Origin of the sequence: Acidovorax sp., assembly GCF_027492855.1 — a bacterium.
In the GTDB taxonomy this organism is placed as follows: Bacteria; Pseudomonadota; Gammaproteobacteria; order Burkholderiales; family Burkholderiaceae_C; genus Acidovorax.
Genome location: NZ_JAPUDY010000054.1, coordinates 1 through 14,675 on the forward strand (window position 1 = coordinate 1; position 14,675 = coordinate 14,675).

Here is a 14,675-nt window from a genome sequence, read left to right on the forward strand (position 1 = left end):
GCTCGGCCCGCAGGTCGCCGTTGGCAAACACCACACGCCCCTGGCTGACGGTGTGGCTGGGGATGCCGCGCACGGTGCGGCCTTCAAAGATGTTGAAGTCGCCTTTGCTGAACTGCGTCTTGGCCGAGAAGGTCTTGGTGCCTTGTGGGTCCCACAGCACCAGGTCGGCGTCGGCGCCCTCGCCGATGAAGCCTTTGCGGGGGTAGATGTTGAAGAGCTTGGCGCAGTTGGCCGAGGTGATGGCCACGAACTCGGATGGAGTGAGGCGCCCGGTGTTCACACCCGCATCCCAAATGGCCGCCATGCGCTCTTCCACGCCCCCGGTGCCGTTGGGAATTTTGAAGAAATTGTCCTTGCCCGCCGCCTTCTGCGCGGCGCAGAAGGTGCAGTGGTCCGTCGCCGTGGTGTGCAACTGGCCTGATTGCAGGCCACGCCACAGCGCCTCCTGGTGGCCCTTGGGGCGAAAGGGCGGGCTCATCACATAGGCGGCGGCCTTGGCAAAGTCTGGGTCGCGGTACACGCTGTCATCCACCAGCAGGTGCCCCGCCAACACTTCGCCATACACCCGCTGGCCGCGTGCGCGGGCGCGGGCGATGGCGTCGGCCGACTCCATGCAGCTCACATGCACCACATAGATCGGCACGCCCAGAACATCAGCAATCGCGATGGCACGGTTGGCGGCCTCGGCCTCGACCATGGGCGGGCGCGACAGCGGGTGGCCCTCGGGGCCGATGATGCCCATCTTGGCCACTTCTTGCTGCAGCAGGTACACCAGCTCGCCGTTTTCGGCGTGCACCGTGGGCATGGCGCCCAGCTCCAGCGCGCGCTTGAAGCTGTTCACCAGGGTTTCGTCGTCACACATGATGGCGTTCTTGTAGGCCATGAAGTGCTTGAAGCTGTTCACCCCCTCCTGCTGCACCAGCGTGCCCATGTCGGCACGCACCTGCTCGCTCCACCAGGTGATGGCGACGTGGAAGGAATAGTCGGCGGCCGACTTTTCGGCCCAGCCGCGCCACTTGCGGTAGGCGTCCAGGATGGGCTCCTGCGGGTCGGGGATCACGAAGTCGATGATGCTCGTGGTGCCGCCGGCCAGGCCTGCGGCGGTGCCGGTGAAGAAGTCGTCCATGGTGACCGTGCCCATGAACGGCAGTTGCATGTGGGTGTGCGGGTCGATGCCACCGGGCAGCACGTACTGGCCGCTGGCGTCGAGCGTCTGCGCCCCCGCAGGCGCCTGCGTCGCCGCGCCTTCGCCCACGGCAACGATGCGGCCGTCCACGCACAGCACATCAGCGCGTTGCTCGCAGTCGGCGTTGACCACGGTTCCGCCGCGGATCACAAGGGCTTGGGTCATGGGGGTCTCCTTCTGGGCTACAGATCAAAAAAAGCCCTGCACTGGCACCAGGCCCAGGCAGGGCCAGGGGTCACTTCTTCTTGGCGGTCAGGTAGTAATAGGTGCCTGCCACCGCCAGGCTGAAGAACCAACCCGAGTCGAACAGCGTGAGCCAGATGGCGGGCATGCCCGCCTTGTCCACCACGCCCGACACGGCCAAGTAACCGGGCAGGCAAGGCAGCACACCCAGGGCAAAGGCCATGAGCGCCTGCAGGTTCCAGCCGTTGCTGTATTCATATTCGCCGCCCCGGCGGTACAGGTCGTCCACCTTCAGCTCGCTTTTGCGCACCAGGTAGTAGTCCACCAGCAAAATGCCCGCAATGGCGCCCAGCAGCGTGCCGTAGCCGCCCAGCCAAGTGAACAAGTAGCCGCCCGACGTGGCCAGCAGCTTCCAGGGCATGAACAGCAGACCGATGACGGCCGCGATCATCCCGCCCATGCGAAAGCTGATCTTCGAGGGCGCAATCTGGCTGAAGTCATACGAAGGCGACACCAGATTGGCAGCCACGTTGGTGGTCAGGTTGGCCAACAAAATCACCAGCAGGCCCACGCCAGCGGCCACGCTGCCCATCTGCGTGAGCAGGCCGTCGGGGAACAACTGGGCTTTGCCGTACAGGATGGCCGATGCCGAAAAGCCGATCACGCCCACCATGGAGAACAGCGCCATGGGCAGCGGCAGGCCGATGGCCTGCCCCACAACCTGGTCCTTCTGCGACTTGGCAAAGCGCGTGAAGTCAGGGATGTTGAGCGCCAGCGTGGCCCAGAAGCCCACCAGCCCCGTGAGGGCCGCCCAGGTCTTGGGACCGCCTTCGACGACCTTGGCGGGCAGATTGAAAAGCTGCCCCGCAGGCACGCGCATCACCAACACGACCACCAGCACGACGGAGGCAACGATCATGAGTGGCGCCGCAATCACTTCCAGCTTGCGGATGGACTCCGGCCCCCGCCAGATGAACCAGATATGCACGGCCCAGAAGGCCAGGAAGCATACGAACTGCGAGGTGCTGATGGTCTGCCCTTCGGCAGGCCCCGCGAGGTTCATGCCCATGATGTTCAGAAAGCCATGCAGCGCCAGCGCACCAAAATAGCAATTGATGGAAAACCAGCCGCAGGCCACCAGGCCGCGCAGCACGGCTGGCAGGTTAGCGCCCTTCACACCAAACGAAGCACGTGCCAGCACCGGAAACGGCACGCCGTACTTGGGCCCCACGCGCCCGATGAGCACCATGGGCACCAAAACAATGCAATTGGCCAAAAACACCAGCCACACCGCCATCTGCCAGGTAAAGCCCTGGTCGAGCATCGAACTGGCCATGGTGTACGTAGGCACACACACCACCATGCCCACCCACAGCGCGGCGAAGTCTTTCCAGGTCCAGTGTCGCTGCGCGGCGGTGGTGGGGAGCAAATCTTCATTGGCGAGCGTGTTGGATGCTCCGCCGGGCATTGGCCTCGCCACGTGGACGGCGCTGCCGGTACTGTTGGTCATGCCTGTACTCCTGTCAAAGACTTCGTTGGGGTTGCACACAACCCACTGTCTGGTCCTGCGCCTTCGCGTTGGCAGACGGCGGGCAAAGAAGGGAAGCGAGCGATGCTAGAGATCACGCAAGAACTGCACCAGATGCACTGCAGCATGCGTTGCGAAAAGCACCACAACCAGGACATCCGTGGCGTCTTGCATGCTTCGCTCCGGCGTGCTCGACGGGGCCTGTCACTCGCCACACTCCACTCTCTCTAGGCCGTGGCAGAAACGCGCTGCGGGTTGTTGGGGTGCGTGGTCCAGTTGGCGTATTCACCCGTTACCGCCTTCTCCGTGCGCTCGTCCACCTCGCCCGGCGCCAGCGCGCGCATGGTGATGCACTCGGGCACGGGGCAGATCGACACACACAGGTTGCAGCCCACGCACTCCGCCTCGTTGATCTCGAACTTGCGCGCGCCGCCCTCTTTAGTAAAGGTGATCGCCTGGTGCGAGGTGTCTTCGCACACCACATGGCAGCGGCCGCACTGGATGCAGGACTCCTGGTTGATGACCGCTTTTTCGATGTGGTTGAGGTTGAGGCTTTTCCAATCCTTCACCGTGGGCACAGCCTGGCCCTTGAAGTCGTCGAGCGTGGCATAGCCATGCTCATCCATGAAGTTCGACAGCCCATCACACATGTCCTGCACGATCTTGAAGCCATACACCATGGCGGCAGTACACACCTGCACCGTGCCGCAGCCGAGCGCAATGTATTCCGCCGCGTCGCGCCAGGTGGTGATGCCACCAATGCCGCTGATGGGCAGGCCAGCCGTCTGCGCGTCGCGCGCGATCTCGGCCACCATGTTGAGCGCAATGGGCTTGACGGCCGGGCCGCAGTAGCCGCCGTGCGAACCCCAGCCATCGGTGCTGGGGCTCATCACCATGCGGTCCAGGTCCACCCCCATGATGGAGTTGATGGTGTTGATGAGCGACACCGCATCGGCCCCGCCCGCCTTGGCCGCGCGTGCGGGCTGGCGCACGTCGGTGATGTTGGGTGTGAGCTTCACGATCACGGGCAGCTTGCTGTAGTGCTTGCACCATGCCGTGACCATCTGGATATATTCGGGCACCTGGCCCACAGCGGCGCCCATGCCGCGCTCGCTCATGCCGTGGGGGCAGCCGAAGTTCAGCTCGATGCCATCGGCGCCCGTGTCTTCCACCAGCGGCAGGATGGCCTTCCAGCTTTGTTCCTCACAAGGCACCATGAGCGAAACAATCATGGCCCGGTCGGGCCAGTTGCGTTTGACGCGTTTGATCTCTTCGAGGTTGGTGTGCAGCGGCCGGTCGGTGATCAGCTCGATGTTGTTCAGGCCGACCACGCGGCGGTCCTGCGACATCAGCGTGGTGTAGCGCGGGCCGTTGACGTTGACCACGGCCGGATCTTCGCCCAGTGTCTTCCACACCACGCCACCCCAGCCCGCCTCGAAGGCGCGGGTGACGTTGATCTCTTTGTCGGTGGGCGGTGCGGAGGCCAGCCAAAAAGGGTTGGGGCTTTGGATGCCCAGAAAATTGCTGCGAATATCTGCCATGGGGTGCTCCCGTGAAAACTGGGGTGGAAGAGTTCAGGCCATCAGCGCGGCGTGAATAGAGACAGCGGCCACCTTGCCGTGCTCCACCGCCTCCACCGTGAGGTCGCGGCCGCCCACGCGGCAGTCGCCCCCGGCCCAAACGCGCGCCAGGCTGGTGCAGCCCTCTGCGTCGGTGACGATGCGCCCACCATTCAGCGCAATGCCCTTGCCCACAGGCTCGGCCACAAAGGTCTGGCCAATGGCCTTGAGCACCATGTCCGCTTCCAGCGTGAAGGTTTCGCCGGCCTCCACCAGCTTGCCGCCACTGAGCGCAGTGGCGGAAAAACGCACGCCCTTGGCCGTGCCACCTTCGCTCAGCACCTCTTTAGGCGCCGCCCAGTGGCGGATCTTTACGCCGTTCGTCTGTGCCCACTGCTGCTCCACGGGCGATGCAGACATGGCCTCCGCGCCCCGGCGGTAAACGATGGTCACCTCTTCTGCGCCCAGCTTGCGCGACTGCACGGCGGCATCCACCGCCGTCATGCCACCGCCAATCACCACCACGCGGCGGCCCACAGGCAGGGTGGAAAGGTCTGCGCTCTGGCGCAACTCGGCAATGAAGTCCACGGCATTGCGCAGGCCCGTGGCTGTGGGCTCGGCCACGCCCAGCGCATTCACGGCCTGCAGGCCCAGGCCCAGAAACACGGCGTCATAGGCACCCAGCAGGCTGTCGAGCGTGATGTCGCGGCCCAGTTGCTGGCCCGTGCGCACCTCGATGCCACCGATGGACAGCAGCCACTCGACTTCCTTCTGCGCGAAGTTGTTCGTTGTTTTGTAGCTGGCCAAGCCATATTCATTGAGGCCACCGAGCTTGGGGCGGGCCTCGAACAGCACCACATCGTGACCGCGCACCGCCAACCCATGGGCGCAGGCCAGGCCCGCAGGCCCAGCGCCCACCACCGCCACGCGCTTGCCGGTGGCTGCAGAGCGCTGAAACAAAGGCGCCCCCGGTTTGGAGAAAAAAGCATCGGTGGCGTAGCGCTGCAGCGAGCCGATCTCGACCGGCTTGTCTTCGTTGGTGTTGCGCACGCAGGCCTGCTCGCACAGCACCTCGGTGGGGCAAACGCGGGCGCACATGCCGCCCAGCGGGTTGGCCTCCAGGATGGCACGGGCGGCGCCCCGGTTGTTGTCCTGCGCAATGCGGTGGATGAACGAGGGGATGTCGATGCCCGTGGGGCAAGCGGTGGCGCACGGTGCGTCATAGCAGTAGTAACAGCGCTCGGCCTCGATCAAGGCCTGGGGCCGCGTCAAAGGCGGGTGGGCGTCGCTGAAGTTGGCGGCGTAGTCGGCCAGGTTCAGGCGTGCGGCATGAATGCCGCAGGCACGGCTTGCGGGTGTGTCCATCAGGTTTCCTCCGAGGGGATCAGGGTGGGGGTCTGGGCGCGCGCCTGCGCCTTTTTGCGCCCAAGGCGCGTGCGGCCGGAGCCAGCCAATGCGGTGCCAATGCCCGCAAACTTCGGAGGTTTCATCGTGGTCCTCGCTGTGGGGTCGCAGGTGCCCACTGCTTTGCTGCAGCGGTGCCCTGCGTTGTGGGCCAATTTACCAACACGTAAAAATTTACCAATTGGTAAAATCCCTACAGCAAACCCTATGCCAGCCCGTTGCCCGGTAGCTTGCCGGATATCAACCCCGGCTTGTTCCACAATGGTGCAATGACCGCCACCCGACTGCTCAAAGCCGACCCCGCCCCCCGCTCCTCCAAAGCCCTGCGCATCGCCTCCAGCGACGGCGCCGCCCCCCGCGCACCCAAGGCCTCGCGCCTGCTCAAGGAGCAGGGCATCCTCGCCGAGGCCGAGAATCACTTTGCACAGTTTGGCTTTGAGGGCGCCTCGCTAGAGAACATCGCCGCAGCCATTGGCCTCAGCCGCCACAATCTGCTGTACTACTTCCCCAGCAAGGAGGCCCTGTACCAGCGGGTACTGGACGACGTGCTCACCCAATGGCTGGCGGGCATGGAAGACCTCTCGCACAGCGATGACCCACAACAGGCGCTGCGGCGCTACATCCGCGCCAAGCTGCATTACTCCCGCACGCGCCCCCAGGGCGCCAAGGTATTCACCAAGGAGGTGATTGCCGGCGCACCACGCTATGGCAAGGCCATCACCGAGCGCGTGGCGCCCCTGCTCAAAACCGAGGTACGCACCTTCGAGCGCTGGGCGCGCGAGGGCCGCATCGCCAAGGTGAACTTCACGCACCTGATGTTCATCATCTGGTCGGTTACGCAGGCCTATGCCGAGCAGGAGGCGCAATTCGCCTTGCTGCTGGGCAAGCCGGCACTGACCGAGCGCGACTACGAAAAGGCCGAGGAATTGATCGTGCGCATGGTGCTCAGCGCGCTGGCACCCGGCACCGCAGCCTGACGAAGCCCACCCGCCCGCAGCGCACCATCACGCCTGCTTTTGCTGCCACAGCACATCCAGCACATGCTGGGTGGCACGCTCCACCGCGCCCGCGCGGTGCGCAATGCCCAACGGCCGCCACAGCCTGGGCTGCAGGGGCAACATGCGGATGCGGGGGTCCAGCGGCACGGTGGGCTGTGCCTCGTGGGGCAGCAGCGTTGCGCCGTAGCCTGCAGCCACCAGGCTCTTGATGGCGTCGTTGTAATTGAGCTGGATGCGCGGCCGGGGGTGCTCGCCCGTCGCGGCAAACCACTCGGTGGTCAGGCGCGACAGGCTGGTGCCATCGTCGTTCAGGATCAACGGCTTGCCCGCTAGCCAGCGGGGTGTTGCCCGCCGGGGCTGCGGCCACGAGGCCGGCACGAACGCCATCACAGGGTCGCGCCGCCACGGCAATACCGTCAGGCCGCGCGCCGCCGCTTGCGGCAGCGCAACCAGGCCAATGTCCAACGCGCCGCTGGCCAGGCGGGACAAGGTCTCCTGCGAGGTGAGCACCGCCACCTGCACGTCGATGCCCGGATGCTGCTGGCCCAGCACCTCCAGCGCCTGGGGAAGCAGGTGCGCGATGGCGCCCGTGGATGCGCCCAGGCGCACGCGCCCGGCCAGCCCCTGCACCTGGCGCTGCACAACATTCATCGCCTCGTCCGCATCAGCCAACAGGCGCCGGGCCCGCTCAATCAGCGCGTCGCCCACCCCCGATGCCCGCACCTCGCCGCGCTTGCGCACGAGCAGGGGGGCGCCGATGAGTGCCTCCAGGTCCGCGATGTGCAAGCTCACGGTGGGCGGCGCCAGATGCAGCGCACGGGCGGCTTCGGCGAACGAGCCCAGGTCGGCAATGGTGACCAGGGTGCGCAGTCGGTCCAGATTAAGTTCGCGCATGAAGTTCAGTAAATCTAATGCTGGTGTTTGTGAAATTCAACTTTTCAAAGTTTAGTCCGTCGCTGAAGATTCCACATCCTTCCCGTTCACACCTTTGCAACAAGGCGCCACTTTCTTTGACCACCCGGAGTCCCTCGTGACCAATTCACCCCTCGTCTTTATCGATGGCGACCAAGGCACCACCGGCCTGCAAATCCACGAACGCTTGCGCGGCCGCTCGGACCTGCGCCTGCTGACGCTGCCCGACAGCGAGCGCAAAAACACAGCCCGCCGCGCCGAGGCCATCAACAGCTGCCACATTGCCATCCTGTGTCTGCCCGACGCCCCAGCCCGCGAGGCCGCAGCCGCCATCGTCAACCCCGCCGTGCGCGTGATCGATGCCAGCTCGGCCCACCGCACCGATCCGCAGTGGGTGTATGGTTTTCCCGAGATGAGCACCGCCCAGTCGGCACACATAGCCAGCGCCCAAAGGGTCAGCAACCCCGGCTGCTACCCCACTGGCGCCATTGCCCTGCTGCGGCCCTTGGTACATGCGGGCCTGCTGCCTGCCGACCATCCCATCGCCATCCATGCGGTATCCGGCTACTCGGGCGGCGGACGGGCCCGCGTGGACGCGCACGAGGGCCCCGACGCGGTGCAAGCACCCGCCTTCCAGATCTATGGGCTGAAGCTGGAGCACAAGCACACGCCTGAGATTGCCCAGCACGCCGGGCTGTCGAAGCGCCCCTTTTTCCTTCCGGCCTATGGCGCTTTCCGGCAAGGCATCGCACTGACGATTCCACTGTTTCAGCAGCACCTGGCCCCTGGCATCCACGGCGACCACCTGCATGCGTGCCTGCAACAGCACTATGCCGGAGCCCCCCATGTGGAGGTGATGGATGTCGCGCAGGCCGAAGCCATGGAGCATCTGGACCCGCAGGCCTTGAACGGCACCAACCAATTGCGGCTGGGGATTTTCAACAACGCCCGCCATGGGCAGGTGCTGCTGACTGCAGTGTTCGACAACCTGGGCAAGGGCGCTTCAGGCGCCGCAGTGCAAAACCTGGACCTGATGCTGGCTCATATCGCTCGGTAGCCCCAGGGTTGGAGCAATGGGTGCGGCACAACGCTGCCGCCGCCATTCCGCCCCACAGCCTCGTGCAACGGCAGGTGCAACCCCCATGCCTCAATGGCTCCAAAGCCCTCACGGCACAGCGGGGGCTTTCCGTGGGCAACGGCAAGTGAAATCTACAATAAACAATCCATCCAGATGGTTTGTTCAATGCCAGAAGCTCACCGCCGACTCAAACAGCCCCAACAGATTCGCAGCCAACTGCTGGCCGTGGTGCGCGACCTGCTCGTGCACGAAGGCCCGCACGCGGTCACGCTTGATGCCGTGGCCCGCCAGGCCAACGTGACCAAGGGTGGTCTGCAACATCACTTTCGCAGCAAGCAGGCCCTGCTGGATACGCTGTCCGAACAACTGCTCGAAGAGTTCAGCCTGAGCTATGAGAATGCGCTGCGCCTGGAAGCAGACACACCCGGCCGCCATGCGCGGGCCTACATCCGCACCTGCTTTGACGACCACGCGGGCTGCGACCAGGCCGATACGCTGCGCGCCATTGGCCTGCTGGCCCTGACCTCCCCCACTTGCCGAGAACGCTGGCACGCCATAATGAAAGAAGCCCTGGCCGCCGACGGGCAAGACACACACACCGCCAACCTGCTGCTCGCCTGCCGCCTGGCGGGCGATGGCTTCTGGTTTGCCCAGATGCTGGATGTGTATGAGCTCGATGCACAACGCAAGGCGAGCCTTCTCGAACTGCTGCTGAAACTCTGCGGCGGGGAGGCCCAGCCATGAACACCGTCAGCGCCACCAGCTACCTATTGCTCGGCCTGGCCATCCTGGCAGAAGTGCTTGGAACCTCCGCGCTCAAGGCATCCAACGGATTCACGCGCCTGGCGCCCAGCCTGATCACGGTCGCGGCCTACATGGTGTCGTTCTATTTGCTATCGCTCACACTGCGCACGTTGCCCATCGGCATCGCCTATGCCATTTGGTCGGGGGCGGGCATCGTGCTGATTTCTGCCGTGGGCTGGCTGGTGTATGGGCAGCGCCTGGACCTGCCCGCCATGCTCGGTCTGGGCCTCATCGTGGCGGGCGTGTTGGTGGTGAACCTGTTCTCGCAAAGCGTGCGCCACTGAGGCCGCCCCCCCCAAACAAAAAGGGCTCCCAAAGGGAGCCCAGTCTGCTTGGCATCAGTGCGAGGGTCTAAAAACACTCCCCATGGCAGCAGCACCCACGACCGTGAAATGCCACCACCATGGGAAGGCCCGCAACTGCGTCAATTCCTCAATTACATGATGGTGCCGATTTCGCCCGAAGGAATCTGGCCTGTGCGCACAGCCTCAGCAGCCAGTGCACGCACGGCAGAGCGGTCAGCCGTGGACGAATAAGTCACCACACGCGAACCAGCAGGTTCTTGGCTGCGGGTCTGGGCCACGGTAGAGGCTTCGGCAGCCACTTCAGCGCGGGTGCGGTTGGTGTCGAACTGCAGGGCAAATTGCGAGCCATCGGCTTCATCGGCCATAGCGCCAAAAGAAGCGAAAGCAGCCACAGCGGCGAGCGAGAGGAAACGTGCGGTCTTGTTCATGGTGATACTCCAGTGAAATTCAAAAAATAGGGTTCTTCAACTCAACAGTCAGAGGGCAAAGGGCTTAGCCCAGCTCACCCGAAGGAATCTGGCCCGTGCGCACGGCTTCGGCAGCCTGGGCACGCACGGCAGAGCGGTCAGCCGTGGATTGGTATGTCGTCACACGCGAACCGGCTGGCTCGATGGAGCGGGTCTGGGCGACGGTAGAAGCTTCGGCAGCCACTTCAGCGCGGGTGCGGTTGGTTTCAAACTGGGTAGCGAATTGCGAGCCATCGGCTTCGTCAGCGTAGGCACCGAAAGAAGCGAAAGCGGCAACAGCGGCGATGGAGAGGAAACGTGCGGTCGTGTTCATGATGGAAGTCCTTGAAGTTAAAAAGCGTCTCAAAAAAATCCGGAGGCAAGACAACAAAACAAACAAAAGAAGAAACTGTCTCAACCCCGGTTTCGGTGAGTCGCCTTGCGGGTTCGGCTCATCGATGGGTTGAACTGTACGTCGATGGAGTTCAGGGAAAAACCATTCAGTCGCGAACTGACTGTTCTGGATATTGAAACAATCCGACATCAGGGTGGGGTGAAAAGTGCGTCCACTCCGCCTATCCGGAGCGCGCGCAGACACGGCGAGCTCATGTCGCAAGTCTTTGGTTCTTTTGAACACAAGGGGCGGGCGCGCCAGCCGTTGGGCCAATGGTCCACCACCCGACGCCTATTGCGGTTCAATGCGGCCGTAAGTGGCGCAGGAGTCTGCTTGCCGCAGATACGCATGAGACTTGCTGTGTTTTGCTGCGCCTCAACAGCAGGAGCTTGAGGTGTTTTCGAGGACCACCGCTTAATGGGCATGCGGCAATTGCTATAATTTTAATAGCAATTTGCTTGCAAAAAGTGAATTCTCCGGATGAGTCCAATGTTGCGGCCATCCGGTCGCAATGGCTTCGCCGCCTTCAGTGCTTCAAGCGCTCTGGATTGGCCCGTGGCCCCTCGTAGCCGCGCAGTCCCTGCGCGATAGAGGCGCACGCCTCCCATACGATGTGCCGGGCTGCTTCGCATAACGACTGCTTAGGTAGGGTATTTAACAAGGGCTCAGCATCCAGGCGCCACCGCAGACCACCATCTGTACGCATCCTCAAGTCAAAGTCGAGACCTTGACAGAGCCTCTGCGTTTCATCTATCTGAATAGATGTTCGCGGGTCTCCATGTGCGCTGTTTCTTTCTTGCCAGACCGGGGCACCATATCAGGCGCGCAACATTATTTGCTGTGCAATGAAACTCTTCGGCCTCGTACGTCGCTGCGGCTGTCCAAGCAGGTGCTCGCGCCGGACGCGGTCAGCGCTCTGCTTGGAGGGTGCACTGCTGGACGACGGCGTTACCCTTGACAGAACTTGCCTTGCAATTGCTTGCAATGCGCGTGCTATGGGAGAGAAGCCGTCAACGCACGTCCCTCGCAAAGCGAGACAACATCCCGAGCCAAGAAGGTTATCGCGTCAGCCATGGCTGCGTTCAACACCCCCATGAACTCACCATCACCGTTGGCCCAGTTCAGCTTCATTCCCTGGCCCACATACGTCCGCTTCAGATCCCCCGTGGGCGCGCGGTACCGAGCCTCTAGCACCACTGTGGCAGCCAAATTCATGCCCTCCGGCCATGCATGAGCAAGCTGCAACTGCACTCCTACATTCTGCCCCGTAGCGGTTGAATCCTGCGCAATGGCGCTCTCGGCCAAACTGATTCGTTGGTTCTGCAAGGAGCGCATAGCGCCACGCAGCCACGGCAGACCGTCCCCACCGCGAATGCTCTGCATTGCAATGGGCGTACCTCCTGCATGACCAAGCATGAAGATACCGGCGCCCAATGTCGTCTTGCTGGGGCGGACATCCGTCAACTGAAACGACAACGCGCACGGCCTACTTGCAAGGGGCACCACCGCGGCACCAGAATCGTCCCGCGAGGGTGACGAAACAGGAGGCGCCTCGTAAATCATGTCCAGTGGTTCCTCCGACAACGCATAGCACCACAACGGCAGCATGCAGGCGACGCTAGCGGCTGCGCGCCTCAGGGAGGTGGTTTTAAAAAACATGCGCGCCTTCACTTGAATTCCTTTTGGAGCGAGAACAACGTGCCCGTTTCATTTCGAACGACCATACGGGTCCCCTCCGACATGACCGTGACGGAGGGAAGGTCCATTACAGTGCCCTGCATGTTAAATCGGGGTACCCGCGCATTTCCAGCAGGCGTAGAGACTGCGCCCGCTGACACGCCCTCCCAATCTAGAGCCACCATTCGCAGAGTCTCTCTCACCGACTCCCTCATATAGGAACGCAGCAATTGGCCATCATTGGCCGTGAGTTGGGCCAAAACGACTTCCCGAGATCCCGCTGAAAGTGGGATTTGGTAGACGGCAGCGGATTGGAAGGAGGGCTCCATCTTGCCGTCTTGCCGCAATACAGCACTGGTACGTGTAGTGAAAGCGCCCAAGCCGGGCTCCAGCGCGTAGTGCACCAAAAGCATCATCACAGCGGGGCCGTTGCTTGTGCCGCCAAACAGCCGCTCAGCGTCACTCTTTCCGGGGACTGCGGCCAAAACCTGGGCAGAACGAACCACAAACGGCAGGCCTCCACCCGCCGCTGGCTCTTTCAAGGCTGCTTGAAGGGCAATGTCGGCCTCCTGTCGCAAATCGAATCGCGCCAAAGATCCAACCGTGCTACGGATTTCACCGGCCATTTCAGCCTGGCGAGATTTCTGAATCCCGGAATCGATCATCGCCCCGATCAACCCTCCACCGGCAGCCAAAGAAACGCCTGGTGACTTCGCCGACACCATGAAGCTCTCCTGCGGAATCACCATTCGTACGTCAACCGATTGGATGCGCTGCTTGTTTTCGGCCGTTAACGGCCTGTGAAAAGGAGCTGCGCAGGCCACCAGGCTCAGGGCCGCAGCAATCGCGGCAATGCGGAATATCAACATGCGTTCTCCATCCCTCAAGAGGTATCGTTTTTCTGCACGAAATGTAGTCGAAAAATGCACTGCCCTCGCCCAAGCGACAGATGTCAGCCTCGCGAACATCACCGACAGCGCCACAGACGCTCGCACCCACGCCGTGCGGGACTACACGCAAAAGCATCACAGACTGTCTATCGGGCGTCCGAGCGCACTGAGCCGGGCTATAGCCAGGTAACAAACAGAAGGCGGACGAACGGGCGTCTGCGCCTATTTTTTCTTTCCGTTTCCTGTCTGCGATGAGAGCGCTAAGGGCTGCGTCGACTCGAAAACGAGCGTGCGGCCCCGCAAAAGATCACGCGCACCTCACAGACTTCATTTAGACCTCACACCGCCTCCCAATACTTGCCCGCAACGCTCCAAACTTCTTGAAAGATAGCAATGCTGATCGCAATCGCCCTGGGCCTCACCTTGCTCTGCCTGGCTATCTTCGGGGCGGCAGCCTTTTTCCTGGCAAAAGGTATGGCCAGTGTTTTCGGCGCCTTGGCCCGCCAATGGCTTGGATACCCACCACCCGCCATCGCGCTGCGTGTTGTCGCCTGGGTCTGCGCCCTGCTCGTGTTGATACTGCTGCCCATGAGGGCGTGCAGCCGCTGGCAGGTCGAGTTGTACCGCCAAGCGATTCCGCCCCAGTTCGAGCTGACTGAAGTCGTGCACCACGATGAAGTCAGCGGGTTCAGAGAGGGCTGTGGATTTGCGGTCTTTCGGCTGTCCGAAGAAAACCTGGCACGCATACGCAGCCGGGGGCTGGCCTATTTTGAAACAGCCCACCTCGGAAGGGACGGCGATCCGTACCACCAGTACCAGCCTTGGAAAGCCACGCCGACAGCAGAACATGACCACCTGTTTCGTGGTCAGGACTGCGCAGGAAGCCCCCCCGAATTGCTAAATCAGGCTCAACGCGCCATAAGCAAGGAAGGTGCGTTCTTCACCACCGGCCATGAGCAGGATCTGGTGGTTGTCCCCGCGCTGGGAGTGCTCATCTACTCCTACGACGGCTGACAAGCTGGAGTGCCCTGGCGCTACAACGCCTTTGACGACCGAACGTCCTCGGCCAAAGCCATCAGGGTCAAGTCTTGTCTTCTACCTCTCACAAGCCCACCATGGCATCGCTCTGAGGTTGAGCGCCAAAAATGGGCTCTACCGCTCATTCATCAAGCACAAAAAACTATTAATACAGTAGCAAAAAATTCATCCGTACTGCAATACACCGCATTAGAAACCATTCTTTGGATAGAAAATATTGAATCGCCCCGGGTTTGAACTGCCCCCCAGAAGTTGGACGGTTGCCTCGCCGTC

The 14,675-nt window shown here is 62.5% G+C and carries 15 protein-coding genes; 5 read left to right on the forward strand and 10 right to left on the reverse strand.

Translation table 11 applies throughout. The features are described from left to right. The 5 genes from hydA to Q0105_RS10950 all read right to left on the reverse strand — a co-directional run. Positions 1–1,351 (reverse strand): dihydropyrimidinase (gene hydA / locus Q0105_RS10930; protein WP_298211661.1); only part of this gene is annotated, 1,351 nt, incomplete at its 3' end. Between the two features lie 70 nt (positions 1,352–1,421). After that, positions 1,422–2,879 (reverse strand): NCS1 family nucleobase:cation symporter-1, encoded by a 1,458-nt coding sequence (locus tag Q0105_RS10935; protein WP_298211663.1) that lies wholly within the window; start codon positions 2,877–2,879, stop codon positions 1,422–1,424. Between the two features lie 245 nt (positions 2,880–3,124). Next, complete coding sequence (preA, locus tag Q0105_RS10940; protein WP_298211665.1) at positions 3,125–4,438, reverse strand: NAD-dependent dihydropyrimidine dehydrogenase subunit PreA; 1,314 nt, start codon at positions 4,436–4,438, stop codon at positions 3,125–3,127. A 33-nt stretch (positions 4,439–4,471) separates the two neighbouring features. Then, a complete protein-coding gene (locus tag Q0105_RS10945) occupies positions 4,472–5,821 on the reverse strand; it encodes an NAD(P)-dependent oxidoreductase (protein ID WP_298211668.1) in 1,350 nt (449 codons plus the stop codon). Further along, the gene (locus Q0105_RS10950) at positions 5,821–5,946 is read right to left on the reverse strand and encodes a hypothetical protein (protein ID WP_298211670.1); all 126 of its coding nucleotides are present in this window, start codon (positions 5,944–5,946) and stop codon (positions 5,821–5,823) included. The genes Q0105_RS10945 and Q0105_RS10950 overlap by 1 nt, the downstream gene beginning before the upstream one ends. Before the next feature lie 183 nt (positions 5,947–6,129). Here Q0105_RS10950 and Q0105_RS10955 point away from each other — a divergent pair, with 183 nt between their 5' ends. Continuing rightward, a complete protein-coding gene (locus tag Q0105_RS10955) occupies positions 6,130–6,837 on the forward strand; it encodes a TetR/AcrR family transcriptional regulator (RefSeq protein WP_298211672.1) in 708 nt (235 codons plus the stop codon). Positions 6,838–6,864: 27 nt separating this feature from the next. Here Q0105_RS10955 and Q0105_RS10960 read toward each other — a convergent pair whose 3' ends face one another. After that, positions 6,865–7,752, reverse strand: a complete 888-nt coding sequence (locus tag Q0105_RS10960) for a LysR family transcriptional regulator (RefSeq protein WP_298211674.1) — start codon at positions 7,750–7,752, stop codon at positions 6,865–6,867. A gap of 136 nt (positions 7,753–7,888) precedes the next feature. On the opposite strand from Q0105_RS10960, the gene argC reads away from it, so the two are divergent. The 3 genes from argC to Q0105_RS10975 all read left to right on the forward strand — a co-directional run bounded on the left by argC (position 7,889) and on the right by Q0105_RS10975 (position 9,936). After that, entirely contained in the window at positions 7,889–8,827 is a 939-nt protein-coding gene (gene argC, locus Q0105_RS10965) for an N-acetyl-gamma-glutamyl-phosphate reductase (RefSeq protein WP_298211676.1), read from the forward strand. Positions 8,828–9,013: 186 nt separating this feature from the next. Continuing rightward, positions 9,014–9,592 carry a TetR/AcrR family transcriptional regulator gene (locus Q0105_RS10970; protein ID WP_298211678.1) on the forward strand — a complete coding sequence of 193 codons (579 nt, stop codon included), beginning with the start codon at positions 9,014–9,016 and terminating at the stop codon, positions 9,590–9,592. Then, entirely contained in the window at positions 9,589–9,936 is a 348-nt protein-coding gene (locus tag Q0105_RS10975) for an SMR family transporter (protein WP_298211680.1), read from the forward strand. Before Q0105_RS10970 ends, Q0105_RS10975 begins: the two co-directional genes overlap by 4 nt. Positions 9,937–10,088: 152 nt before the next feature. On the opposite strand, the gene Q0105_RS10980 is transcribed toward Q0105_RS10975, so the two are convergent. The 4 genes from Q0105_RS10980 to Q0105_RS10995 form a co-directional block, all read right to left on the reverse strand. Continuing rightward, positions 10,089–10,385 (reverse strand): DUF4148 domain-containing protein, encoded by a 297-nt coding sequence (locus Q0105_RS10980; RefSeq protein ID WP_298211681.1) that lies wholly within the window; start codon positions 10,383–10,385, stop codon positions 10,089–10,091. A 64-nt stretch (positions 10,386–10,449) separates the two neighbouring features. Next, on the reverse strand, positions 10,450–10,737 hold the full coding sequence (locus Q0105_RS10985) for a DUF4148 domain-containing protein (RefSeq protein WP_298207743.1): 288 nt from the start codon (positions 10,735–10,737) through the stop codon (positions 10,450–10,452). A gap of 1,053 nt (positions 10,738–11,790) precedes the next feature. Beyond that, positions 11,791–12,456, reverse strand: coding sequence for a hypothetical protein (locus tag Q0105_RS10990; protein WP_298211683.1), 666 nt, complete (start codon positions 12,454–12,456; stop codon positions 11,791–11,793). 8 nt (positions 12,457–12,464) lie between these two features. After that, positions 12,465–13,343: a hypothetical protein gene (locus Q0105_RS10995; RefSeq protein WP_298211685.1), complete on the reverse strand. Its 879-nt coding sequence runs from the start codon at positions 13,341–13,343 to the stop codon at positions 12,465–12,467. Positions 13,344–13,757: 414 nt separating this feature from the next. Between Q0105_RS10995 and Q0105_RS11000 the strand changes: the two genes are divergently transcribed. Further along, the gene (locus Q0105_RS11000) at positions 13,758–14,378 is read left to right on the forward strand and encodes a hypothetical protein (protein WP_298211687.1); all 621 of its coding nucleotides are present in this window, start codon (positions 13,758–13,760) and stop codon (positions 14,376–14,378) included. Positions 14,379–14,675 lie beyond the last annotated feature (297 nt).

Bases quoted from the DNA above. Each gene is read 5' to 3' on its own strand.
- Q0105_RS11000 (WP_298211687.1), top strand. From the start codon at position 13,758: ATGCTGATCGCAATCGCCCTGGGCCTCACCTTGCTCTGCCTGGCTATC.
- Q0105_RS10945 (WP_298211668.1), bottom strand. From the start codon at position 5,821: ATGGACACACCCGCAAGCCGTGCCTGCGGCATTCATGCCGCACGCCTG.
- Q0105_RS10955 (WP_298211672.1), top strand. From the start codon at position 6,130: ATGACCGCCACCCGACTGCTCAAAGCCGACCCCGCCCCCCGCTCCTCC.
- preA (WP_298211665.1), bottom strand. From the start codon at position 4,438: ATGGCAGATATTCGCAGCAATTTTCTGGGCATCCAAAGCCCCAACCCT.
- Q0105_RS10975 (WP_298211680.1), top strand. From the start codon at position 9,589: ATGAACACCGTCAGCGCCACCAGCTACCTATTGCTCGGCCTGGCCATC.
- Q0105_RS10970 (WP_298211678.1), top strand. From the start codon at position 9,014: ATGCCAGAAGCTCACCGCCGACTCAAACAGCCCCAACAGATTCGCAGC.
- Q0105_RS10990 (WP_298211683.1), bottom strand. From the start codon at position 12,456: ATGTTTTTTAAAACCACCTCCCTGAGGCGCGCAGCCGCTAGCGTCGCC.
- Q0105_RS10985 (WP_298207743.1), bottom strand. From the start codon at position 10,737: ATGAACACGACCGCACGTTTCCTCTCCATCGCCGCTGTTGCCGCTTTC.
- Q0105_RS10950 (WP_298211670.1), bottom strand. From the start codon at position 5,946: ATGAAACCTCCGAAGTTTGCGGGCATTGGCACCGCATTGGCTGGCTCC.
- Q0105_RS10980 (WP_298211681.1), bottom strand. From the start codon at position 10,385: ATGAACAAGACCGCACGTTTCCTCTCGCTCGCCGCTGTGGCTGCTTTC.
- Q0105_RS10935 (WP_298211663.1), bottom strand. From the start codon at position 2,879: ATGACCAACAGTACCGGCAGCGCCGTCCACGTGGCGAGGCCAATGCCC.
- Q0105_RS10995 (WP_298211685.1), bottom strand. From the start codon at position 13,343: ATGTTGATATTCCGCATTGCCGCGATTGCTGCGGCCCTGAGCCTGGTG.
- Q0105_RS10960 (WP_298211674.1), bottom strand. From the start codon at position 7,752: ATGCGCGAACTTAATCTGGACCGACTGCGCACCCTGGTCACCATTGCC.